The 23,294-nt window shown below is 45.1% G+C and carries 17 protein-coding genes and 2 pseudogenes; 7 read left to right on the top strand and 12 right to left on the bottom strand.

All coding sequences use genetic code 11. From position 1 onward, the window contains the following. Nucleotides 1–292: 292 nt before the first annotated feature. The 3 genes from ABIE27_RS12930 to ABIE27_RS12920 all read right to left on the bottom strand — a co-directional run bounded on the left by ABIE27_RS12930 (nucleotide 293) and on the right by ABIE27_RS12920 (nucleotide 9,127). Entirely contained in the window at nucleotides 293–1,480 is a 1,188-nt protein-coding gene (locus tag ABIE27_RS12930) for a GntR family transcriptional regulator (RefSeq protein WP_429350819.1), read from the bottom strand. Between the two features lie 228 nt (nucleotides 1,481–1,708). After that, on the bottom strand, nucleotides 1,709–7,021 hold the full coding sequence (locus tag ABIE27_RS12925) for a S8 family serine peptidase (RefSeq protein WP_429350654.1): 5,313 nt from the start codon (nucleotides 7,019–7,021) through the stop codon (nucleotides 1,709–1,711). A gap of 648 nt (nucleotides 7,022–7,669) precedes the next feature. Continuing rightward, nucleotides 7,670–9,127 (bottom strand): alpha-L-fucosidase, encoded by a 1,458-nt coding sequence (locus ABIE27_RS12920; RefSeq protein WP_429350653.1) that lies wholly within the window; start codon nucleotides 9,125–9,127, stop codon nucleotides 7,670–7,672. Between the two features lie 119 nt (nucleotides 9,128–9,246). Between ABIE27_RS12920 and ABIE27_RS12915 the strand changes: the two genes are divergently transcribed. Both ABIE27_RS12915 and ABIE27_RS12910 read left to right on the top strand, forming a co-directional pair. Then, entirely contained in the window at nucleotides 9,247–10,077 is an 831-nt protein-coding gene (locus ABIE27_RS12915; RefSeq protein WP_429350652.1) for an AraC family transcriptional regulator, read from the top strand. A 100-nt stretch (nucleotides 10,078–10,177) separates the two neighbouring features. Beyond that, on the top strand, nucleotides 10,178–10,315 hold the full coding sequence (locus ABIE27_RS12910; RefSeq protein WP_161556881.1) for a hypothetical protein: 138 nt from the start codon (nucleotides 10,178–10,180) through the stop codon (nucleotides 10,313–10,315). A 154-nt stretch (nucleotides 10,316–10,469) separates the two neighbouring features. On the opposite strand, the gene ABIE27_RS12905 is transcribed toward ABIE27_RS12910, so the two are convergent. Further along, nucleotides 10,470–10,763 (bottom strand): DUF3817 domain-containing protein, encoded by a 294-nt coding sequence (locus ABIE27_RS12905; RefSeq protein ID WP_123063615.1) that lies wholly within the window; start codon nucleotides 10,761–10,763, stop codon nucleotides 10,470–10,472. A gap of 274 nt (nucleotides 10,764–11,037) precedes the next feature. Continuing rightward, nucleotides 11,038–12,006 (bottom strand): LacI family DNA-binding transcriptional regulator, encoded by a 969-nt coding sequence (locus ABIE27_RS12900; RefSeq protein ID WP_123063616.1) that lies wholly within the window; start codon nucleotides 12,004–12,006, stop codon nucleotides 11,038–11,040. 164 nt (nucleotides 12,007–12,170) lie between these two features. On the opposite strand from ABIE27_RS12900, the gene ABIE27_RS12895 reads away from it, so the two are divergent. Continuing rightward, a complete protein-coding gene (locus ABIE27_RS12895) occupies nucleotides 12,171–13,604 on the top strand; it encodes a glycoside hydrolase family 1 protein (protein ID WP_123063617.1) in 1,434 nt (477 codons plus the stop codon). Between the two features lie 142 nt (nucleotides 13,605–13,746). Here the strand turns inward: ABIE27_RS12895 and ABIE27_RS12890 are convergent. The 3 genes and pseudogenes from ABIE27_RS12890 to ABIE27_RS12880 form a co-directional block, all read right to left on the bottom strand. Continuing rightward, a pseudogene (locus ABIE27_RS12890) lies at nucleotides 13,747–13,902 on the bottom strand (DapH/DapD/GlmU-related protein); the annotation flags it as partial. Nucleotides 13,903–14,058: 156 nt separating this feature from the next. Beyond that, on the bottom strand, nucleotides 14,059–15,222 hold the full coding sequence (locus ABIE27_RS12885; protein WP_123063618.1) for an MFS transporter: 1,164 nt from the start codon (nucleotides 15,220–15,222) through the stop codon (nucleotides 14,059–14,061). A 150-nt stretch (nucleotides 15,223–15,372) separates the two neighbouring features. Continuing rightward, nucleotides 15,373–16,125: a TrmB family transcriptional regulator gene (locus tag ABIE27_RS12880; protein ID WP_123063619.1), complete on the bottom strand. Its 753-nt coding sequence runs from the start codon at nucleotides 16,123–16,125 to the stop codon at nucleotides 15,373–15,375. A gap of 183 nt (nucleotides 16,126–16,308) precedes the next feature. Here ABIE27_RS12880 and ABIE27_RS12875 point away from each other — a divergent pair, with 183 nt between their 5' ends. Next, nucleotides 16,309–16,437, top strand: a complete 129-nt coding sequence (locus tag ABIE27_RS12875; RefSeq protein WP_090924048.1) for a DUF4023 family protein — start codon at nucleotides 16,309–16,311, stop codon at nucleotides 16,435–16,437. Between the two features lie 175 nt (nucleotides 16,438–16,612). Here the strand turns inward: ABIE27_RS12875 and ABIE27_RS12870 are convergent, their stop codons facing one another. Next, nucleotides 16,613–17,173, bottom strand: a complete 561-nt coding sequence (locus tag ABIE27_RS12870; protein ID WP_429350651.1) for a helix-turn-helix domain-containing protein — start codon at nucleotides 17,171–17,173, stop codon at nucleotides 16,613–16,615. A gap of 149 nt (nucleotides 17,174–17,322) precedes the next feature. Between ABIE27_RS12870 and ABIE27_RS12865 the strand changes: the two genes are divergently transcribed. Next, a complete protein-coding gene (locus tag ABIE27_RS12865) occupies nucleotides 17,323–17,889 on the top strand; it encodes a LysE family transporter (RefSeq protein WP_345789259.1) in 567 nt (188 codons plus the stop codon). Nucleotides 17,890–17,940: 51 nt separating this feature from the next. Here ABIE27_RS12865 and ABIE27_RS12860 read toward each other — a convergent pair whose 3' ends face one another. Next, nucleotides 17,941–18,918 (bottom strand): MBL fold metallo-hydrolase, encoded by a 978-nt coding sequence (locus ABIE27_RS12860; RefSeq protein WP_429350650.1) that lies wholly within the window; start codon nucleotides 18,916–18,918, stop codon nucleotides 17,941–17,943. A 208-nt stretch (nucleotides 18,919–19,126) separates the two neighbouring features. On the opposite strand from ABIE27_RS12860, the gene ABIE27_RS12855 reads away from it, so the two are divergent. After that, nucleotides 19,127–20,107 (top strand): alpha/beta fold hydrolase, encoded by a 981-nt coding sequence (locus ABIE27_RS12855; protein WP_429350649.1) that lies wholly within the window; start codon nucleotides 19,127–19,129, stop codon nucleotides 20,105–20,107. A gap of 114 nt (nucleotides 20,108–20,221) precedes the next feature. Here ABIE27_RS12855 and ABIE27_RS12850 read toward each other — a convergent pair whose 3' ends face one another. Both ABIE27_RS12850 and ABIE27_RS12845 read right to left on the bottom strand, forming a co-directional pair. Further along, complete coding sequence (locus tag ABIE27_RS12850) at nucleotides 20,222–21,703, bottom strand: DHA2 family efflux MFS transporter permease subunit (protein WP_123063800.1); 1,482 nt, start codon at nucleotides 21,701–21,703, stop codon at nucleotides 20,222–20,224. A gap of 70 nt (nucleotides 21,704–21,773) precedes the next feature. Further along, nucleotides 21,774–22,361 carry a TetR/AcrR family transcriptional regulator gene (locus ABIE27_RS12845; protein WP_123063625.1) on the bottom strand — a complete coding sequence of 196 codons (588 nt, stop codon included), beginning with the start codon at nucleotides 22,359–22,361 and terminating at the stop codon, nucleotides 21,774–21,776. Nucleotides 22,362–22,617: 256 nt separating this feature from the next. Here ABIE27_RS12845 and ABIE27_RS12840 point away from each other — a divergent pair. Further along, nucleotides 22,618–23,294 (top strand): annotated as a pseudogene (locus tag ABIE27_RS12840) (collagen-like triple helix repeat-containing protein); the annotation flags it as partial.

Genomic DNA, 23,294 nt, shown 5'->3' with positions numbered 1-23,294 from the left:
CCGCTTTCATCATCCTAAAACGAATTAAATGTTATGTCAATATATTTAATTATATAACATCATGCTATTTAAGCTAAAAAATTTAATTAGTATGTTAACTTTTGTCATTAAAGTCAATAAGAATATATACCAAAAATGCCGTGCTCAGCCCATCACAGTTTCAAATTTCAGTCGGGATTCTTTCAGGCTTGTGTTTGTACAACAAAAAGAGACTCCGTCAACGAAGCCTCCGTTATATCTATCTATTCTTATTCTTAACCCTATTGCATCGAATTTCACAAATCTAATGCTCTTATTTCGGTTGGAAAACAGCATGCTCTCTTACCTGACTTGTCGATGTTCCCTTCACCATGGATGCAGGCAGAACAACTCGCTTAACCCCACTTTGTTCTTGAGCCTGCATATGTTGCAAAACCATTTCAAACGCCTTTTCCCCCATATCAAACTGGTTCTGCTTGAGGTGTGTAATTCGAGAATGCCTTTCGGTATGCGGACTGTCAAAACACAGGATGGACAATTCTTCGGGTACGCGCATACCCAACTGTTCTGCGGCCTCTAAAGCAAGTAGTGCAATGTCATATTCAGCTGCAAAAACCGCTGTAATCTGCGGGTATTTTTTAAAATGGGCAACGAGCTTCTCCACGTCACGATGCTTGGCTTCAGGATCGAATTCATTCGGCAAGGAAGACAGGATGGACTCCACCCACATTTCTCGATTCACAAGAATACCCTGATCGTTGTGTGCCTCTATGAAACCTTCAATTCGTTCCTCAATGGTCGTTGTATTCACTGGAGGTTGCGTAAGAAAAGCAATATGCTGATGTCCCAGATCGAACAGATACTTTGTCCCTTCTCTTGCGGCTCTGACATTGTCCGTGCTAACCGAAGAAGCAGGAATCCCTTTAAGATACCGGTCAATCATTACAAATGGGAACTTGCCAACCACCAGTTTTAAAATTTCGTCACTAAAATATTCCCCCTGTGCAGGGAAAATAATCAAACCGTCTACCCCAAGCTCCAGCAACTCACGGATACACTGTTCTTCCTGCTCGGGAATACCGAAAGAGCGTCTAAGCACAAGAAAGCTGTCATGTTTTCGTGAAGCTTCCTCCATACCGTATAATAGCTCCGTTCCATACATATCGCTGAAATTGGTAATGACCAGACCGATGAGCAGTTTACGTTCCTGCTCTTGGCCTTTGGTTGCTACAGACGCACCTTCACGTCCTAACTCATCCAAGGCGGTATCGGCCACAAATGAACCACGTCCCGGCTGTCGAACAATTAGCTGCTCATTTGCCAGCATTTCCAGTGCTTTCTTCGTTGTAATCCGGCTCACGCCGAATTCGTCACATAGTTCTTTTTCCGACGGAACGCGATCACCAATTTTATATTGTTGCTGCTGTATTCGTTCTCTCAACGACTCAAAGATCTGTTCATACATCGGCTTGGAAGCCGAGTCTTTCGCCAATACAAGCACCTCCATAAACACTTCACTTCATAAGTCTCATACCCTAATATATCATGTTATATCATTAAAGTGAAGGAAAATGAAAATTATTGTATGTGTGCATAGTTAAACCGCAAAAAACGGCAAGCCCTAATTACAGGCTTACCGTTTTTTATAATACGATGATATTATCTTAAAACCATCTTTCATTCCGATTCACTCAAAGCATTGGCAGGTTATGCTCTCTGACGGATCAGACTATGGTTCAAGACTTTCAGCGGGATTAGAGCCTGTATCGGTTGGGTCCGATTTCAGGTCACTCCCTGCCTCAGCTCCCTTCTCTGGAGCAGGTTGCCCTTCTGTTTTGTTTTCTCCTTGTTCTGCATGGACAAACAATTTTCCAGCAGCTTGAGCTTCAGCCTTGTTGCCTGCGGCATCCTGTGCCCGGATCACAATGACTCCACCTTCAAGCACAAGATTAGCAGGTGTTGTGTACGAACCTGTGTATACACCCGGTTCTGTTTCCACCAGAGCCACCTCTCCGGTACCCTCAGCGTTCAGATTCAGAGGCAATTGAATTCTGAATGAGGCTTGCAACCCCGGTTTGCTTTTGAATGAAACGTTGACACTCTCCCCTGATGTAATTCGTACATCTTCGGATGGTGTGATATCGGTAAGTTCAGGCACTTCTGTCTCAACGTATACCTTACGTGTTTCTGTCGTTTTATTTCCAGCAAGATCGGTTGCCACAATTGTGATGATGTTTTCACCCTTGTTCACCAGTACACGATGACTGAACTTTCTGTCTCTGTCGACCTGCACGGTCTGACCATTCACGGTGACTTTGTCGAGGAATTGTTCGACCACACTGCCTGTCACATGAACGACCTCGGTATTAATCCGGCTTCCTTCCGCTGGATTGACAACGTTCACTTGAGGTTTGGTCTGGTCAAGAATGATAATCACGGGAAGTGAACGTTCTGTCGTTTTACCATTAATGACGGCTTCTGCCGTAATTACATTAACACCCGCGCGCAACTTTACACCATGTGAGAATTTTCCGTTATTTACGGTTGTTGTTCCTGCAGCATCCTTGCCGTTGTAAAACTTGATCTGTGCTCCAGAAGCAGGCGATGTTCCGGATATTGTAAAGGTTGACTGATTGGTATACGTATTCGCTGGTGATGTAAGCACCGGTGCGTTTACCGGATACTTAACGACCGCACGAATCATGTAATTTCCTTCTTCAGCAGGAGATGCGCTCCATGCCCCACTCACGCGTTGCCAGCTACGCGCTGCGTAATCTCCGTCCTCGTCGGTAGCCAGACCAGGAGCAGCTGTACCCGCTAAACTCTGGATATAGACGATGTAGAAATCACCTGTCACAATAATTGGCTCAGGGAATTCCACAGAAGTCCACTGATCGTTCCGCAGTGCCGTACCATTGAACGGTCCTGCAAGCTTTTTGCCTGGTGCTCCACCAGCGCCTGATGCATCATAAACTGCGTATTGGAAAGCCGTGCCTCCAGGTACAGGCCACTCCGTATTCCAGAATCGGAACGAAGCTCCCGTGACTTGAGCTGTTTCGAGCTCCGGAGTCATTCGAACGGCCCATGCATTATCAGCTGCATTAAATGCTCTTGCATTCTCTGCTGTACCGTCGTCATAAGCAATTTCACCAGGGAAACCGATAAATGGTTTCAAAGCGATATTACTATCTACTGTACCGTTGCCCGGTACAGTCACCGTAACTTTATTGCTGTAATAGTCCGCTGCACGAACCGACAACGTGTAACTTCCCTCTAACACTTGAAGCGTAAAACTTCCGTCTGCTCCTGTACGAACCTCTGCTACTTTAGCATCCTCCACAACGAGCACAGAAGCATCCGCTATCGGTTGACCTGAGCGTTCATCCTTAACTACCCCTTTGATCTCTCCATAAGGGATCGTTTCCAGATTGAAATTGGCTTTGGCTCCGCCGCCGTCCGTGATGGTCACGGTTTTCGTTTGCGGATAATAACCGTACGCCTCCGCTTTTAACGTATACTCTCCTGCAACATGTGTGAAGCTGTACTTGCCTGTAGAAGAGTCTGTTTTCACAGAGCGTCCGGTTTCAAGCACGGTAACCGTTGCACTCGCCGGAAGACTTTGCGGCTGAACTGAACCTGTTCCCGGTTCTAGGACAGCAGGCTCCTGTTGTTTCGTCTTATTGAATTCTGCTTTGTCTGTTCGCGTGACTTTGTACCATGGATTATCATAGTCCGGTTTAGGTTTGTCACTTGAAAGCACAACGGCTTCATCCTTTGTTACCGTTGGTGCAGCAACACCCAGTACACGGAAATCATCGATAAACCAGCCCGTTCTCACCACACTGTTATCCGAGGTTAACCGGAAGCGGAATTGAACTTCGTTCCCCGTCAGTGCATTCAGTTCATAGAAGACAGGTGTCCACTGTTTTCCGTTAGTATTATGCGAGAATTTGCCGAGTTCCGTCCAGGTTGTTCCTCCATCTTTGGTTGCTTCGACATAACCGAAATCATATCCACCCTCAATCTCATACCAGTGATTAAAGGTAAGTGTCGCATCAGTAACATCCGTCAAATCAATCACCGGGGATACCAGCGAATAGTTAGAACCATTTTCATACGTGTTGTCGAGGTCGGTTGCCCACACATTAGGCGGGGATACCGCACTTAAAGGACCCGTCAACGGGATACCCCGCTCCCATTCATCCTTGGTTCCGGCATGTGTCCATCCATTATCATCGTTTCCGTCAAACGAATCGATATAAATATCTTCCGGCACCTCTACCGTGATGGAAACCTCATTCGATTTCTCACTTTCATTGCCACTGTAATCAAGTGCCGCTACGGTGTAATAATACGTAGCGTTCGACTCCGTAGCCGTATCTGTATAAGAAGTTTTCTTCACCGTGCCGACAGCCTCATAACCGGAACCAGCCGTTTCGGAACGGTAGACCACATAAGATTCAAGATCCTCGTCATCCGAACCCGTCCAGTTCAGGGTTACGTTACCTAAAATATCCGAAGTTGCGGACAATGCTGAAGGCGTTTGTGGAGCAATATCGTCCAGTTCCTGCACTGCAAAGTCATCGATATACCAGCCAGCTTTCTGAACTGTAGCATCACTGGTCAGATTAAACTGGATGAACACCTGCTGTCCGGCATAATCACGCAGATCAATGTACTGTGTTTTCCATCCACCGCTCGTTCCTGTATAACTAAGCAGTTCCTCAAATACATAGTCGTTATCTTCAGAAGCAATGTATACTTTGCCAAAATCGAGATTATTCTCGAGATCATACCAATGCTTGAATGTTAACAGTGCCCCTTCAGGACTCTCGGTCAGGTCGATCGGCGGAGCAAGCAAGTACGCGTTGCTGTTAGGCAGATACGTGCCTTGCAGATTCGTAGCGATAACTTTGTCACCTGAATAAGCAGCCTTCGGTCCGCTCACAGGTGCCCCCCATACCCAGGTGCTTCCTGTACCGCCTGTAGTAAAACCAAGCTGATCTGCTTCAAAGTCCTGCAAGTATCCGGGTTTCACACCATTAGACACAGCAATGTTATATACCTTGCTCTCGAATCCATTGTTGCCATAATCATTCACTCGAATATAATACTCCACGCCTTCTGGTTCAATCAGGAAAGCCGGAATCGTCGCAGTATACGTACCCGCTTTACTGTCTCCTTCAATCCGATTCATTGGCAGATAGACGTACTGCTTCGTGCCTTTGGTTCTGGCAAAAGCTTCGACGGAAACCACCGCTACATTATCTGTCACATGTGCCGTTAAAGGAATGTCCAGACCCGTAAACGCCGTATTTACTGGCGTGTGCTCCAGCACCGGCTCTTCCAGGTCATCTCCAGCCGTAACAACTCTTCCAGAGACAGTGCCGATGCCTTCAAGAACCGAACCAACCGCATCCAGTGCGTTAATGATTCCGTGACCATAACCGTTGTTCGGGGTAACCGGAAAATTGCTATCGGTTCGCGGTGTCGCCGTATCCATGATGATCTGTTCCAGCTGATCCACGTTAAGGGAGTGGTTCGCTTGAAGCAACAATGCAGCGAGCGCAGTCGTATGCGGACCTGCCATGGATGTGCCGTTCCATCCACCTTCATATGTACCTCCAGGCACGGCTGAACGAATGTTCACGCCAGGGGCGGATACTTCTGGTTTGATCTCATTATACGGGGATGGTCCCAGCAATGAGAATGAACCTAAATTGCCGTTAATATCGGTTGCTCCTGTAGCAAAACTCTCAGGATAGTTGGCCGGGTTCGCAACGGAACCGGGACCGCCCGGATTGCCCAAACGTACATTCCCTGCGGAGAATTCAGGAAAAATCTGAGCATCACGCCAAGCCTGAACCATCGGTCTAAACCATTCGTCGAGCCCTGCTCCTCCGCCCCATGAATTGTTTACAACGTCCGGTGCGAGTTCAGGATGCAGATTGCCCTCGGCATCCACTGGAGCAATAAGCCATTGTCCGCCATCCAGAATAATGGCATCCGTTGTTTCCGGATTAAAAATACGCACTCCGATCCACTTTGCACCAGGTGCAACGCCGATCTGATTCGTGCCGTTTGCTTCGGAACCCACCATCGTTCCCATGGTGTGAGTACCGTGTCCGTCTGCATCGGCAGGAAGAGTGGCTCCGCTATGCGGATCGTACCAGCTTAGTTCCGGATCGACGACGTTGCCCGAAGCGTCCAGACCACGCCATTTACTGCGAAGCGCAGGATGCGTGTAATCCACGCCACTGTCCAGGTTCGCAACCACGATGCCTGTGCCATCAATGCCTCGCTCCCAGACTGCAGGCGCATTGATGTAGTCTATATTCCATTCCACATTTTCAGTCTGTTTCTTCACCTTGGAATCCGCTTCTTTGGTTGCAGTTCCTTGTGAAGCTGACTCTTTCGTTGTTGGTTTCTCCTTGACCGCCGGCTCTTTAGCCGGTGATTGGACGGATTCCTTCGCTGGCGAGACACTCGCTGGCTGCTTGCTTACTTCCGCCTTATCCAGATATCGCGTTTCGTTCGGTAGAATTTTCTCTACCTCTGGCAGCAACGCAATCTGTTCCATGACTTCTTTGGTACTGGTGACCGCGAGTGAATTCACGATAAAATAACTTTTATATTCTTTGACCTTCCCCAGGTCAATTTCCTTTTCCAGATAATTTTCGATCGAATATTGTGTCCGCGAAGCCGTTTCACGAAGTGAACTCACCACAGAATTCCGTACAGACAGCTTGGTTGCCGAAGGTGTTTCTTTGGCAATCGTTGCCTTTTCCATCGCTTGTTTGGAGACAGCCTTGGTATCCACCTGTTCCTTCATTTTGACAAGATAGGTGACATATTCGCTGCCTTCAAAGGCTTTAGTCAGTTTGGCATTCACTTTAGACGTTGAAACCTCAGCCAAGCCGGACTTCATATCGATTTTAGATGAGGATGAGTTCTGTGCAGAAACCGGAAGTGCCATTGATAATGCAAGGAGAAGCGAGAGCCCCATCGAAACGGGCTTGCGTAACGGTTTTAATTTAATCAAACTTTTCCACTCCTTTTACCCGGCTTTATTATTTGGTCTAGTACAAGTACCCTTCTCTGTGAATGGATGCAATTGTTGATTTTGTAGCGGTGTAGTGAGCATCATCAGACATTCTTTACTTCACCTTACTTACTTTCTTTTCATTTCACATACGGCCTCACCTCCTTTACAGGTTTGGTTAGGGGAACATAGGGAACTGAAACATATAAAAATTGTCCATAGGTTAAATAAATGTGAAAAAATAGTTCTACATAAGTCTTTGTACTGACTGAGATCATCAATAATTAGTGTGGGTGTCATAAGAGAGTAACTGGAATGTCGATAAGCATTCGTGTGGAGGATATTCGGAAGTGTTCGTAGAACGCCTGTCATGAAGTGGTAAGTGAATCTGGGTGATTCGTACGGGTTGAATAACAGATTACATCTTCAATTACATATAAAAGTTAAATTTAGGCTTTAATTGGATTTTATTGGTATAGTATAGTTTCAAAGTGGGAACTGCACAAGTCCTTATTTGAAAAAAATAGAAAATAAGTCTATATCATGCTTTTGAGTATCTATTGTCTACACCTTCGACCTATACCTCTTTCGCATTTGCGCATAATCCACAAAAAAAAGAACCAGCTCTTACGCCGGTTCTTTTCACACTTAATCCAGATCAATTTTAAATACAACAGGTACATGGCTCTGCACACTTGTAGTGGTAATCGTTAATGAATCTTCATTCCGCTCCCAATTCGGCTGTTCCTCATATCCCAGAATCTGAACCTGCTCAATCATTCCATGAAAATGCGGAGAGCCTTCTTTCAACGATTGGATGTGCACGATTCCGTTATCCGGGTACACCATTACCGTCGCATACAGACTGCTGCCTTTTACCGTAAAGCGTATATCCTCACTTGTAAAAACCTTTGTATCCCCGTCCGTGAACTGACCTTCCTTCACCTCTGTAGGCCCTTCACCATAAGTACGCCAGAACGTGGTCTCGTAGATCGCCTCTCCGTTCACTTCCAGCCACTTCCCGATACTTAGCAGAATATTGCGATCCTCATCTGGAATCGTTCCGTCTGCGCGTGGCCCAATATTGAGCAGAAGACTACCATTTTTGCTGACAATATCCACGAGATCCCGGATAATCTCTTCAGCCGTTTTGTACTGGTTATTTTCCGTATAACACCAGGAATTTCTCGCAACTGCGGTATCCGTTTGCCAAAAATAAGGCTTCAGTTCCGCGAATTGTCCACGCTCCACATCGGGAACTGCTGTACCAAACATGAACGCATCATGCTTGTAATTGATGGCAACACTAATGCCCCATTCCTCGCCTTTATTATAGTAATACGCAGCAAACTTTTTCAGATAGGGCTTGAACGCCGCCGTATGAATCCACCAGTCAAAATAGAACACCCTCGGTTGATACTCATCTACCAGTTCACAGCATCGAATGAGCCAATCTTCCAGAAATTCATCCGAAGGCGGTGAGCCGTACAGGTCTTGAAAATCTGGCTCCGGCATGGCGGGCCAATAGAAATCCCCGCACTGCAACGGTTCCTTGATATCGGAATCAAATTCTTTACCATGAGACATGAAAAACCAGTGCTCAGCACGATGGGACGACACACAGAAGGTCAATCCCTGCTTCTCATAGGCAACTTTCATCTCACCTAACACATCACGTTTGGGGCCCATTTCATATGTGTTATAGTGAGAGATAGAACTTTTATACATCTGAAAACCGTCATGATGCTCGGCTACTGGCATAACGTATCTTGCACCTGCTTGTTTGAATAGAGTCGCCCATTCGTCTGCATCAAAGTTCTCTGCCTTAAACATTGGGATGAAATCCTTATATCCAAATTCCTTATGATCCCCATACACTTCAAGGTGGTGTTCATAAGCCTTGGACCCTTGAATGTACATATTACGGGAGTACCACTCACTGTCATAAGCAGGAACCGAATACACGCCCCAATGGATGAAAATGCCGAATTTCGCTTTTGGATACCACTCAGGAACGACGATTTCACGAAGCGAAGTCCAGTTATCCTTGAATTTTCCACTAGCAATAATGGCATCGATATGTTGCAAATATTCATGTTTGTTCATGTGCTATCCCCATCCTTTCCTGGTTGACTACAGTTGTATTGTAGTGTGGCAGGATTCCGATGCACATGCAGAACATTAACGATTAGATGGACGATAATAACCTTCAGGGAGATATGCTCATGGATCATCAAACACTGCTGACCAACTATTTGTCGAATCTGGAAGTAGATCTGTTCATGGTGAATTACAACCGCTGCGGCACGGATTGGAGAGATCTGGACTACACACCGGACTATAGCAAATTGTACTGGATTTGCGAGGGAGAGGGCTGGCTCCGTATCGGGGATCAGGAATATTACCCCAAACCAGGACAGCTTTTTTTGATGCCGGAAGGAATAAAGCAATCGTATTCAGCAATCAGTGACAAACCTTTTCTTAAATACTGGTGTCATTTTTCCGCTAAAGTCGGGGGGATCAATCTATTTCAGATTCTCCAATTCCCACACGTTGTGAACGTGGAACAGCCCGAACGATTTCAAGACATCTTTGGCAGTGTGTTAACCTATGCGAATTCCAATGAAATTTACGCCCATATGATGGCCAAGAGCAAGCTGACAGAACTGCTTTCCTATTACATCATGAACTTGGATGTGAACCAGATTACCTACTTGAACGTGCCCGTTGTTGAAAAATTATCCACCTTGCTCACCTATATTGATTCACATATTGAAGAGAACATGTCCGTTCAGGATTTGGCTAAGATGCTGCATATGCATCCGAATTATTTCATTCGTTTTTTCAAACAGCATATTGGCATGCCTCCTATTCATTATCTGACCAGTAGAAAAATAGATAAGGCCAAAGAGATGCTTCACTGCACATCTCTGACGATGACTCAAATCGCAGGCAATCTCGGATTCAGCGATTCGTATTACTTTTCCAGACAGTTCAAGAAACACACCGGATTGAATCCCACCGAATATCGCAAACAAACGACGGTAACCACTTAAATTTCAAAATATAGTTCAACTCCAAAAAAAACATTCCCACAAGTTTCAATTTTGGATTAAAATGGATTTGTGACATATTTCTGAAAAAGGAGGTTCGTATATGACGAAGAAGACACTCCTGCTCCTTGCTGCCCTGTTTGTTGTCTCCTCGTTCTCTGCTTTTGCTTCCGCGGCACCAACAGACAACGGGTATAGCGTGTTATCTGATCGGCAAACCGGGACCGTTAAACCAAGATAACGATTCATCGTTCCATGCTGGACATCAGGGTATACATAACTGACAGAATTCTAAATGTGCAAAAGCTTATACACAAACAACCTCCTGTTTTCTGTTCAGGAGGTTGTTCGTTCGCGTTACCTTGCAATGTGCACCATATACTATGTGTTGTTTGTTACTGCCAATCTCTTTTTCTGAGATAAGACTCAAACACAAATGTTCCAAAAGGGAGCAGACCCGCGAATAGGCCCATAATCCAAAGTGATATCTTCCACTTTTTGACCAAGCCTAGATGTACCAGTGCAATGAGATATAGAGGAAATAAAATACCATGAATCATCCCCAGTATGGCTACAGCTGAAGAGATATCCGCAAAATATTTGAGGGGCATGGCGATAAATACGAGTAGCAGAAGGGATATCCCCTCCCAAATACCTGCAATTCTGAAGCGACCTGTGACCGTGTTCATTCCGTGTGCTCTCACCTTTCCGCGAAATCGTTTGTGAAATATGTAACTTGTAACATGACGCGTTACAACGCTGTATTCGATTCTCACACAACGTATGTAAGCTCCTTCCCCGTATTATAAAACATCAATCCGATTCAGATTTACTTTAAATTTGAATAATTGTTGAATAGAATCGATCTGTTTCACGCTGTAAGAACGTTAATTCCATTCAGTAGGCATCAATCATAGGTCAAAACATAACATAAGAAATCAATATCATCCGTTTCGCTCACGCTCAAGTCGTTGCTCGTTCAATCAAACGGTATGCCAGTGATATCGCCTTATGTTCCTCGTTCCCCAGCACTCTCCACAAATGATAAAAAGCCTGTTTCGCTTGCTCCGCAATTGGATTATGGATCGTTGTCAGCTCGAGCACACGTGACAATTCAATATCATCAAATCCGATAATGGCGAGCTGATCTGGAACCTGTATGTTCCGTCTGCGAGCTTCACTCATGATGCCTATTGCCGCATAATCGTTGGAACACAGCACCGCTTGCGGTAGTTCGCCTCCCTCAACTATACGTCGCAAGGCTGTTTCCCCGTCTGATGAAGTGAATACGGAATATTGATATGCCTCACGCCATACGGGAAGCCCTTGGCTCGTCATGAATGTCTCATACGCTTCGCGGCGGCTTTTCGTATTCAGACTGTTACTACGGCCAAACACATTCGCAATACGTGTGTACCCTTTCGAAACGAGATGCTCCAGCGCCAGTCTATACCCTTGAGCCTGATCCATTGCAATCGAAGGAATCTCGTCGTTCCCCATACGTTGCCAGGACACTATCGGTCCATATTGCATATATGTTTTCAATTCGGCCGGATCATTCACACAAGTCACGATTAATAAACCATCCACGCGTTTACTTCGTAAATCCTCGAATGCCTGCAGCTCAATTTGTTTATCACTGCGTGACATGTATACAATCGTCTGAAATCCATAGTCCATCGCGGTATCCATAAATTGGTTGATAAAGGTCAAACTCAGTTCATCAATCATTGCAGTGACAATCCCGATCTGCTTCGTCTGCCCTGTAGACAACGAAATTGCATTTCGGTTCGGTATGTAGTCCAGCTCATTCATAATTTCGGTAATAATGCTTCTTGCTTCATCACTAACGTGCGGAGAACGGTTAATGACCCGGGATACCGTAGCCCTCGAATAACCGGAACGTTTCATAATTTCATCAAATTTGGACATCCCGATGCTCCTTTCCTGCGAATAAACGCCAAATCTAGTATGCCTCATCTGCGCTGCAAAAGTAAAACTTGACGTGTAACCCGTTACAACGTGTAAGCTTTTTTGGAGAGAAATACGGTGAACGCAACACGTTCACCATGAATTAAATGAATGGAGCGATCTATATGAGTAAATCTTCGAATCACACGTATTCATTTCCTGAAAACTTTCTGTGGGGCGGTGCCATTGCGGCAAACCAGGCTGAAGGTGCATACAATCTAGGCGGCAAAGGTTTGTCCACACAAGACGTAGCTCCCCGAGGTGTCATGGGTTCGATTACGGAAGAGCCAACGGAAGACAATATGAAACTGATCGGTATCGACATGTACCACCGTTATAAGGACGACGTGAAGCTGTTTGCTGAGATGGGTTTCAAAGTGTTCCGTACTTCTATCGCATGGTCTCGCATTTTCCCCAAAGGGGACGAGCTTGAGCCGAATGAAGAAGGCCTTCAATTTTATGATAACCTGTTTGATGAATGCCGCAAGTACGGTATTGAACCGCTGGTCACGTTATCTCACTATGAGACCCCTCTGCACCTTGCCAAAGAGTATGATGGCTGGGTTAACCGGAAAATGATCGGCTTTTATGAGCGCTATGCAACAACGGTTTTTAATCGTTACAAAAACAAAGTAAAGTACTGGCTTACCTTCAACGAGATCAACTCTATCCTTGAATTCCCGTTCATGAGCGGTGGGATCTACACACCTAAGGAAAAGCTAAGCAAGCAAGATCTGTATCAAGCGATCCATCACGAACTCGTGGCCAGTGCCTCTGCCGTGAAGCTGTGTCATGAGATCATCCCTGATGCGCAGATCGGATGTATGATTTTAAGTATGCCGACGTATCCACTAACTCCGAATCCCGATGATGTCATCAAGGTAATGGAGTATGAACACAGCAACTATTTCTTCGGTGATATGCATGTGCGTGGACGTTACCCTGGATACATGAAACGTTACTTCCGTGAAAACGGCATTGAGATTCATATGGAAGACGGCGATCAGGAGATGTTGCTTAACACTGTGGATTTCATCTCTTTCAGCTATTACATGAGCACTTGTCAGACAGCCGATCCTGCCAAACAAGTGGCTGGTGAAGGAAATCTGATCGGCGGAATCCCTAACCCGTATTTGCCTGCAAGTGAGTGGGGCTGGCAGATCGATCCGCAAGGACTGCGCTATGTGCTGAATATGTTCTATGATCGTTACCAAAAACCGCTGTTTATCGTGGAAAATGGTCTTGGCGCAGTGGACGAGTTAATCACGGGTCCGAATGGCGAGAAAACCGTTGAAGATGACTACCGTATTCAGTACTTGAATGACCATCTCGTTCAAGTCGGTGAAGCGCTGGAAGATGGAGTAGACATTATGGGATACACCTCTTGGGGTTGTATCGATGTCGTGAGCGCCTCCACTGCGCAGCTGAAAAAACGTTACGGCTTCATCTATGTAGACCGTCACGATGATGGTTCAGGTACGCTGGAGCGTTATCGCAAGAAATCCTTCCACTGGTATAAAGATGTTATTGCCAGCAATGGAAATAGCCTGAAGCGTTAAGCTTCAAGGCGTAAACCTCAGGTTTAAACTTTAAAACGTAAACTACTTAAGCCCTTCTTTCGGCAGCATAATGTCAGGAAAGTCTAACTCCAAGCTTGGCATTCTGACTGTTCTGCCGAGAAGGGTCTTTTTTCATATCCGGCTACTCTATATTAATCTCCCTAATGATTCTTGCGGGATTCCCGCCTACAATCATATTACCCGGCACATCTTTCGTAACTACCGCTCCCGAAGCAATAACCACGTTATCTCCGATGGTAACTCCTGGATTAATAATAGCCCTACCGCCAATCCATACGAAAAAACCTCTGTACTTCCGCAAAATGCTGGAAACACAAAGGTTCTATTTGATCTGCAATAAGGCAATAATCTTAGTTTAAAAAGCACCTTGAATGAATCACCGTTTTTGTTTTGGATATCGTTTTGAATATCATGTATAAGAAGCTTTGTATACTCATGCGATCGCATGAGCATGTTTTTCTTTCATGCTAATGGCGAGAACGGCAAAACCAAGTCCAACACATACAAGGATAGAGCCAACCCATCCGGTGTTCATAATGGATGAGTGATCAATAACCAGACCGCCGATATAGGTTCCCAGTGCGATCCCCGCATGGGCTATACCTGAGTTCGTGCTAATCAGAATTTCAGATGTCTCAGGTGAGGTCTTAATAATCAGGCTATTTTGTACGGGTGTAACCGTCCAACTTAGAGCACCCCAGATACTTAACAGGAGCAGAAAAGCAATCAAAGGCAGTCCCGTGCTGAGAGGAATCACAGCCATACTGATCATGAACGGAACTAACACGATAATAATGGCTTTGGCGGGATGTAGTCGATCGGACAACATTCCCCCCATGCCTCCCCCTGCTACAGCGGCGAGTCCAAACATCATATAGATTAAGGTGATTGCCGTTGAACTGGCACCGATGGTTTCCTGCAGAAACGGGGTGAAATAAGCATATAACGTTAAATGCCCGGCCAGTACGAGCAGTGTAGTGATGTGAATCGCCAGCATTTTCGGATTCCATAGCGCCTTCAACTGATTTTTCAAACTCACGGCAGGAGCAGGTTGTACACGATCCATCGCAAGGCCAATCGCCACCATGACTAGCACGGTAAGAACCGCAATCAGCATAAATACTTCGCGCCATCCAAGCGCATTACCGATAAAGATCCCAATCGGTACGCCGAGAATCAGAGATGCACTTCCTCCCATCGTTATCGTACCCACCGCACGTCCTTTGTACTCCGGTTTAACGATGCGTGAAGCAAGCGTCAAGGATAATACAAAAATTAGCGAACCTGTTGCGGCTCCAAGCATGCGCCCTGCCATTAACATATAAAAGTTCACACTAAACGCCGAGATCAGATTGCTGATCAGAAATACGAATAACGTAACCATATATACCTTTTTACGCTCAAATCGGGCTGTCATATTGAGTAGTATTGGTGCAGATACCGCATAGACCAGTGAAAAAATGGAAATTAAATATCCGGCTTTCGCCAGAGACAGATGGAGATCCGTTGCAATCAGATCCAATATGCCTCCCAATATCAGTTCAACCGTTCCGACCACAAAGGCTGCAATGGCTAAAACATATACCTTTTTGTTCATCTTATAAAATCCCCCTAACAAGTTACAACTACGATAGTAACCCAATAAAAAGAAAAGTTCAATGATTATTTCGAATTCATTTTCAGTATGTATCATCTTATTTACAAAAGAATTAAAACAAAAAAGACTATTCTTCGAAAGAATAGTCTTCTAGTAGATCAATCTCGTAAGCAAACGTTCAATTTCTTCGTCCTGCAATAGTTGATCCCCGTATTTTTTGGTGATCTGTGTCAGAGCCACATCGTGATAGAAATAATCCGTCATCGCTTTAACAATCGGTTTGGACATTGTCTTGATCGCTTTCCACGATTCATTTTCCAATCCAGCGAACAGCAGATAGGCATCATCTACAATAAGCAGCTGTGAAGGCTCTGGCGCATCAAGAAGCGGAATGAGCGAGTATTTGCGAGTCAGCGAACTTTCCATGCCTCCAACCGCAAGCACTTCTACATATACGCCTTGCTCCTCCTTTTGCTCCAGCAAATTGCGGTACGTCTCCATCCTTTCATTCCAGGCCAGAAAAAGGATCGACGAATCTGCTTCTTCAATCAACTGCTCGATGTTTGAGGCAATAGATGACTCATCCTTTAACGTCCAAATATGCTCATCCGTGAATGTTCGCTTGATTTTGTATTGTTTCAAGGAGTCGATATCCTTCTCGAAATCAAGCTTGATTTTGTGAATCACCGTTTGCAGATCCACCGCCATATATAGCTTTTTCTTGCCGTCCATCGTTGTCAGCACGATCCCTTTATCGATCATTCGATTAAGTACTTCATAAATTTTAGCCTTGGGTACATTCGAGGCGTTTACAATCGTTGTGGCATCCAGCGGCTCATCCTGTGCAAGTATCGCTTCATAGACCTGACTCTCATATTGGGTAAAACCGAATTTTTGCAGCATGTTTTGTTCAGAACGTCCCTTCGTTCTTAAGTGTGTAAAAGAATAGTTCAACTTGTATCTAGTTTAGAGACAAGTACAGCACCTGTCCAGTTTCATGGTGTCTGTTCAAATAAAATGAGCTAAGGCTGGTTATATTAAGCTTGAATTACCCATTCCCTGTTTTGGAAAGGAGCATGAACCCGAATGGAAAGTACACAAGAATTTGTGAAAAAGGTTAATGAAAATGCTGAGAAAGCACGTCACAACAAAAACAATGGCAAAGGTACGCCCGGTGATAAATTGCCAAACAAACAACATTCCACGAACAAATAAACACAAGGTTTCAAGACTTTCCATAACTTCTTACTAGAACAATCAACAGCATCTATGAGAAAAAAATATGGTGCCTCACAACGGTGAGTGCATCATATTTCCTGTCTTTCGAATCCAATGCCGTCTATCTCCATTGCCTATCCTCTGCCATTGTTTATGTCTGCTTATTTCTTGTTTACTTCGAATTGTCATAATAAATTACCATGCTTAGTTTGATACTACCTGCCCCCGAATTATCATAACCATGAGGTTGATCCGCTTTGAAACGAATTGAGTCTCCCTGTCTCAACTTGTACTCTTCTTCGCCTACACTGATCGTAAGCTCCCCTTCATACAGCGTAATGAACTCCTCAGCCCCGTCAATATGCGGTTCAGCAGTCAACGAAGCCTGTTCATCCATCTCCATCATGTACATTTCAAACCGGCGCCCCTCTTCAAAAGAAAAATGAGGATAGATTCGGATCCTTCCCTCATCTTCTCGCATGACTTTGATGTCCTCTCTCACGAGAACGGTTGTATCCGACTTCGCTTCATGAATTAATTCAGTGAATGATATTTTGAGCCCATTGGCAATCTTCCACACCGTTGCAATTGAAGGGTTGGATTCTCCTCGTTCAATCTGACCAAGCATGGTCTTGCTAATGCCTGACAGATCTGCGACCTTGTCCAGACTAAGCTTTCTTTGCTCTCTGATTTGTTTCAGGTTGTGAGCCAAAACCAAATTAATATTTTCCATCAAAAATACACCTCTCTCCTTCCACCCTATTGTGCACTATATAGCACATATTGTACAATCATAACAAACATGCGTTATAACGACCACATAGTTCATTATAACACACAACATACTCACAAGGAGAGCATATGGATATTTTATCTTTAGTAATGTACGCAATGATTTCTTCTTTTACACCCGGTCCCAACAATATCATCTCCATGACCCGTGCAAGGGAGCATGGATTCAGGAGCACGTTTCCTTTTATTCGTGGAGTCGCTGCCGGATGCCTTCTTATCATGATGTTATCCAGTTATTTCAACCTTGCTCTATATGAATATATTCCGGCCATCACCCCAGTCTTAAACGGGTTTGGATGTATTTACATGCTCTATTTAGCTTTCAAAATCATGAAGAGCACGTCTGCCGCGAGTGAGTCGGAGAACAACCGGAAGATTCATTATTCCTTTTGGTTCGGATTCAGCCTTCAACTGATCAATCCCAAGGTTATCTTATACGCGCTTACGGCGCTGTCTGTGTTTGTCCTGCCCCATACTCAGTCACATCATCAACTCTTCGGGTACTCGCTACTGCTGACTTTGATTGGAATCAGTGCGAATCTGACATGGGCTTTGGGTGGACGTTTATTTCAACGGTTCCTGTTAAAATATGAACGCCCTTTTAATATCGTCATGGGTCTTTTGTTGATCTGGACCGCGGTTTCTTTGATCAGATAAAACAAAAGCGTCCCCTCATTTACTGAGCGAACGCTAGCTTGTATAAAAATGTTAATCCTGATTTCTTCTCCACCATGAGCGAGTCGTATGAGTTACATTATTCAACGCAACCGTCTCGCCTATAACTGGTGTAACGACAGATACATTCAAGGTTCGTGCGGCGCGAGTTACCCGCTCTGCCGGTTCGTTCCAGGCATGATAGGCGAGTGTGAATGCCCCCCAATGAATCGGAATCAATACATTTCCGCCCACATCCAGATGGGCTTGCACCGTTTCTTCAGGCATCATATGAATGTTTGACCAGCGTTCGTCATATTGGCCGCATTCCATCAAGGTCAGATCAAACGGTCCATACTTGCTTCCAATCTCCTTGAAATGCGGACCGTAACCACTGTCACCACTGAAAAACACTTTCGTTTCCCGTCCAAGAATAACCCATGAGCACCATAACGTCGAATCCCGATCAAATAACCCTCTGCCTGAGAAGTGACGAGCAGGTGCACAAGCGAATGTTAAACCCTTGAAGGAGAATTCATCACCCCATTGATGCTCTGTAATCTGGCTCGCTGGCACTCCCCATTTGATTAAGCGTTTGCGTACACCAAGTGGAACGATAAAACGATCGGTTTTGCTTTTTAATTTTCGAATAGAAGAAGCGTCAAGGTGATCATAATGATCATGAGAGATTACAATCGCATCCAAAGTAGGAAAGTTTTCAGGCTTCATGGGCAGATCTTTGTTGAAACGCTTCGTTCCAACCCAAGACACGGGTGACGGTCGATCACCCAACATGGGGTCAAAGAGCAGTCTGTGACCTTCGATTTCAAGCAAAAAAGCCGAGTGTCCAAACCATGTCACCTGTGACTGTTCAGACACACCCTCTGTTGTAGCAGCTTGATAGTGTTCCATAGGTATATTCCCGGACGGTCTTCGTTCTACATGTCTGCGCATGGAATCTCTCAATATACTTGTGAGTGACTTGATGCTCATCCCGGCGGTCGTTGGAATCTGATTTTCGTATTTCGTCATATTTCACCCTTCTGTTCTCCATATTCCATGGCTAGTCTTGTAGAGAAATGCTATCTTATTTTATCTTAATTCATCGCTTGTTGATATTCAATTTTGTATGATTCATAGGAACTACGGTGCCGTTAAGCTAGAATTAAGATGCTGTTTCCACTCGTATAAGACTGGACATATATGATATAGAAAAAAACAAGAGAGAGTGTGAGCTACCATGAGCAAAAAATGGCGTAAAAGACTTGTTAAATTTCTGATATTCGATCTTTCACTGATTATTATTCTGCTAAGTTCCGGATTGATCTATCAGCAGATCAGTTCTTCACAAGATGAAAAAACATTCACACCCCCGGGCAAACTGTATGATGTACATGGAGATAAAATGCACCTGTATACAGGCGGTAAAGGCGATGTGACAGTCGTTCTTGCCTCAGGTTGGGGGACAGCTGATCCTTATGTGGACTATTATCCTTTATATGAAAAGCTTGCCCCTAGTACGAAATTTGCCGTATACGACCGCTTCGGCTATGGATACAGTGACAGAACCGATAAGAAACGGGATGTAGACACGGTAGCTGATGAATTGCATGAATTGTTGAAAGTCTCTGGGCAAAAACCTCCTTATGTGCTTGTTGCTCACTCCCTTGGCTCATTAGAGACCCTTCGATTCGCACAAAAGTATCCTGATCTGGTGAAAGGTATCGTCATGATTGACGGTGGAAGTCCTGAACATTACGCAACGGACCAGGATAACCCGGCAGACACCATTGATGGTTTCGCAACTCAATTCCGAATTAAAACTGGACTTTTCAGGCTCAGTATGCAAGTCCCGGCAGTCGTTGATGCTTCTAATGCCAATCGCAATGAGTTAAAGTTGGTACCAGAGGATATGAGAAAAGTAGATAAAACGGCGCTGCTTCTGAATTATGGCAATGCTAACACGATTGATGAGTTACGTGAAATGCAAGCCAATGCCAAAGTAGTTGTTGATCACAAACAGCCTTTACCATTCCCGCTTACGATTCTGACCGCAGATTACTTTGGTAAAGCGGAACCGGATTGGGTGAAAACACAGAGTGAATTCAAATCCTGGTCAACGTTATCCAAACAAGTTACTGTCAAAGACACGGAGCATTACATTCATCAATACCACCCGGACATTGTAGCTGATGAAATCTTGCAGATTGTTAAGAAATAATTAATCCACCGGAACAACAATAATCATCCGAAAAGATTGTTCCGGAAAGTAAACAAAAGAGCGATGTCCCCTTGCATTAGGGAACATCGCTCTTTTCAAATGATTCATTTCATTTTAGTGCATCGGACTCTTTTGTTTGTCAGCCGAGCCAACCTTCACTCTTTTTACAAATAAAGCAATAACAAACCCAACGAGGGCCAGAATAAGCGCAAAGACAAATGCATTCTGTACACCTGATGTGAATCCTGCAAGGATATTTTCCGGACTTTGCGGATTTTCCACACTGCTCAGGAACCGCGTCTGTCCGGCACTTAAAATACTTACCGCTACAGCTGTACCAATAGCACCCGACACCTGTTGAAGTGTGTTCATAATCGCAGTACCGTGAGGGTAAAACTCACGCGGCAACTGATTCAATCCGTTCGTCTGCGCAGGCATCATCACCATTGAGATTCCAATCATCATGAAAACATGTAACATGATAATCTGGATCAGAGGTGTTGTTGCTTCGATACCTGTGTACAGGAACAAGACAACCGCAACGACCGCCATCCCGATGATAACGAGCCACCTTGGACCAAACTTATCAAACAATCGTCCCATCACAGGAGACAAAAATCCATTCAGCAAACTACCTGGCAATAAAACGAGTCCGGCAGTAAGTGGCGTAACAGCCATTCCCTGCTGTAAATACATCGGCAGGATCAGCATGGATGACAGAATCATCATCATACAGATGAAGACCAGAAGCAGTCCCGTCGTAAACATCGGATATCTGAACGCTCTTAGATTCATCACTGGCTCTTTCATACTCAATTGACGGATACTGAACAAGAGCAATGCGACGATACCAATGGCCAGCGTGGCAATAACAACCGGGCTGGTCCAACCTCCGCCAGATTCACCATGTCCACCTGCGCTACTGAAGCCATATACGATACCACCAAAACCAAGTGTGGACAGGACAATCGACAACACATCAATCTTAGGCTTGGTCAACTTGGAAATGTTCGGCAGGAACAACAACCCACATACCAAGGAGATCAGGAAGAACGGCAAGGAAATCCAGAAAATCCAGTGCCAGCTCAAGTTAGCCAGAATCAGACCTGAAATACTCGGGCCACTTGCTGGTGCAAACATAATAACCAGACCAATCAAGCCCATCGCTGCTCCCCGTTTTTCAATAGGGAAGATCACCAGTATCGTATTAAACATTAACGGCAGCAACAGTGCCGTTCCCACCGCTTGTAACACGCGGGCTACGAGCAAAATTTCAAAACTGGGTGCCAGTGCGGCAACCAATGTTCCTGCAATCGAGAACACTAGCGATGTTGTAAACAGCTGTCTCGTCGTAAACCATTGCAGCAACAATCCGGAAACAGGAACCAGAACACCAAGTACTAGCAGGTATCCTGTTGTTAACCATTGAATAGTTGTAGGTCCAACCTCAAGCAGACCCATAAGTGGTGTCAAAGCGACATTCAAAGCCGTTTCACCAAACAAACCGATAAACCCGCTCAGTAGCATGGCAAACAAAATCGGGAATACCTTATATTGCTGTGTTTCTTGCTGGTCTTTTGCTGTACCAGCCTTCATGGAAGCCTCCACGATCCCATCCTCCTCAAGCTAATCCTGCGATTTCTTTTTCTCTTTCTCTTGGTACAACCTATTGATGCTGCTGGACATTCTTCGCTACAACTGACAAATAATCCGCAGCCGTCAGCATTGGCTGTTTATCTTGATTCGTCAGCGTAATGATCAAAGCGCCTTCCATCAGAGAAATAACCAGTAGCGCCGTCTCACGAGCCTTCGCTTCACCAATACCGTCCAACATGAGATGCCTTGCAATGATATCCTGCCACCCCGCAAATACATTCTGTGAAGCCGTACGCAGCTGTTGACTGATACAGGAAGTCTCTACAGCAGCCCAGAAGCTGAATGGCAAAAAACCCGTATAACTATTTGCTTCCGCTTCATTCGCTGTTTCATAAATGAATTGCCGAATGCCTTCTGCAGTCGTCTCATGGGCTGCAAAAATTTCCTCAAACCTTTGCAAGATATGGGCATTGGCTGATTGAATGCATTCGAGAGCCAGCTCTTCTTTCCCCTTAGGAAAATAATGATATAACGAACCTTTCGGTGTGTTACTCTCCTTAATGATCTGATTCAGACCGGTCGCATGATACCCTTGTGAAAAAAAAAGTCTCGCTGCTGTGCCAACAATAAGATCTCTGGCATTCGACTTTTCACTCAAAGAAAGCCACTTCCTTCAAAAAATTATAACAATCGGTCTATATAATTAAAGTCGCTCACAGGCAACATGTCAATGCTTTTATTTTAAATTTTACAGAAAAATAACCTCCTTCATTCAAAACTTACAAACAAATACGGATACTGATATAAAATTCTTCTGTAAGGTAAAAGAATATTTCACTGATGTCACGGAATATACGTACATAAGCGCAGACTTGATAATTATTGTATTTTGGTACAAAAAGGAGGAGGATTATTTGGCTGTTTTGCTTACCGGCCCAATTGATAACAGTCCTGTTAATGGCGTTAGACCTACTCAAACCGTCTCAATCAAGATTGAAAACGAGAATTCACTAACCACAGCTATAGTACTCATAGAAGGCTACGTCCTGAGTGCGACACGCTCATTGTACGTTAGTGAACAGATTTCTCTTTTGCCAAACGCAGTAGTAACACGTAATTATTATGCTAATCTGGACAGTTTTGAGTATATTATTACCGTAACTGGTTCAACCCCGGAGGACATCCTCTTGTCATTCTGGGGCAAAAATAGCGCAGGAACATTAGTCACTGCCCATAGGCTTGTAAACTCGGAATGGACCGGGAGCGATGACACGGCAGGCGTTACTGGCGTAACCGGAGCCACAGGTGCGACGGGTACCACAGGTGCGACGGGCACCACAGGTGCGACGGGTACCACAGGTGCGACGGGTACCACAGGTGCGACGGGTACCACAGGTGCGACGGGTACCACAGGTGCGACGGGCACCACAGGTGCGACGGGCACCACAGGTGCGACGGGCACCACAGGTGCGACGGGTACCACAGGTGCGACGGGCACCACAGGTGCGACGGGCACCACAGGTGCGACGGGCACCACAGGTGCGACGGGCACCACAGGTGCGACGGGTACCACAGGTGCGACGGGCACCAC

This window comes from Paenibacillus sp. 4624 (assembly GCF_050435065.1).
Taxonomy (GTDB): Bacteria; Bacillota; Bacilli; order Paenibacillales; family Paenibacillaceae; genus Paenibacillus; species Paenibacillus amylolyticus_D.
The sequence above is the reverse complement of the archived record's forward strand: the minus strand, read 5'-3'. Positions and strand labels throughout refer to the sequence as shown.

Bases quoted from the DNA above. Each gene is read 5' to 3' on its own strand.
- ABIE27_RS12905 (WP_123063615.1), bottom strand. From the start codon at position 10,763: ATGAACACGGTCACAGGTCGCTTCAGAATTGCAGGTATTTGGGAGGGG.
- ABIE27_RS12920 (WP_429350653.1), bottom strand. From the start codon at position 9,127: ATGAACAAACATGAATATTTGCAACATATCGATGCCATTATTGCTAGT.
- ABIE27_RS12870 (WP_429350651.1), bottom strand. From the start codon at position 17,173: ATGGAAAATATTAATTTGGTTTTGGCTCACAACCTGAAACAAATCAGA.
- ABIE27_RS12855 (WP_429350649.1), top strand. From the start codon at position 19,127: ATGAGCAAAAAATGGCGTAAAAGACTTGTTAAATTTCTGATATTCGAT.
- ABIE27_RS12885 (WP_123063618.1), bottom strand. From the start codon at position 15,222: ATGAACAAAAAGGTATATGTTTTAGCCATTGCAGCCTTTGTGGTCGGA.
- ABIE27_RS12900 (WP_123063616.1), bottom strand. From the start codon at position 12,006: ATGTCCAAATTTGATGAAATTATGAAACGTTCCGGTTATTCGAGGGCT.
- ABIE27_RS12850 (WP_123063800.1), bottom strand. From the start codon at position 21,703: ATGAAGGCTGGTACAGCAAAAGACCAGCAAGAAACACAGCAATATAAG.
- ABIE27_RS12895 (WP_123063617.1), top strand. From the start codon at position 12,171: ATGAGTAAATCTTCGAATCACACGTATTCATTTCCTGAAAACTTTCTG.
- ABIE27_RS12860 (WP_429350650.1), bottom strand. From the start codon at position 18,918: ATGACGAAATACGAAAATCAGATTCCAACGACCGCCGGGATGAGCATC.
- ABIE27_RS12875 (WP_090924048.1), top strand. From the start codon at position 16,309: ATGGAAAGTACACAAGAATTTGTGAAAAAGGTTAATGAAAATGCTGAG.
- ABIE27_RS12915 (WP_429350652.1), top strand. From the start codon at position 9,247: ATGGATCATCAAACACTGCTGACCAACTATTTGTCGAATCTGGAAGTA.
- ABIE27_RS12865 (WP_345789259.1), top strand. From the start codon at position 17,323: ATGTACGCAATGATTTCTTCTTTTACACCCGGTCCCAACAATATCATC.
- ABIE27_RS12910 (WP_161556881.1), top strand. From the start codon at position 10,178: ATGACGAAGAAGACACTCCTGCTCCTTGCTGCCCTGTTTGTTGTCTCC.
- ABIE27_RS12880 (WP_123063619.1), bottom strand. From the start codon at position 16,125: ATGCTGCAAAAATTCGGTTTTACCCAATATGAGAGTCAGGTCTATGAA.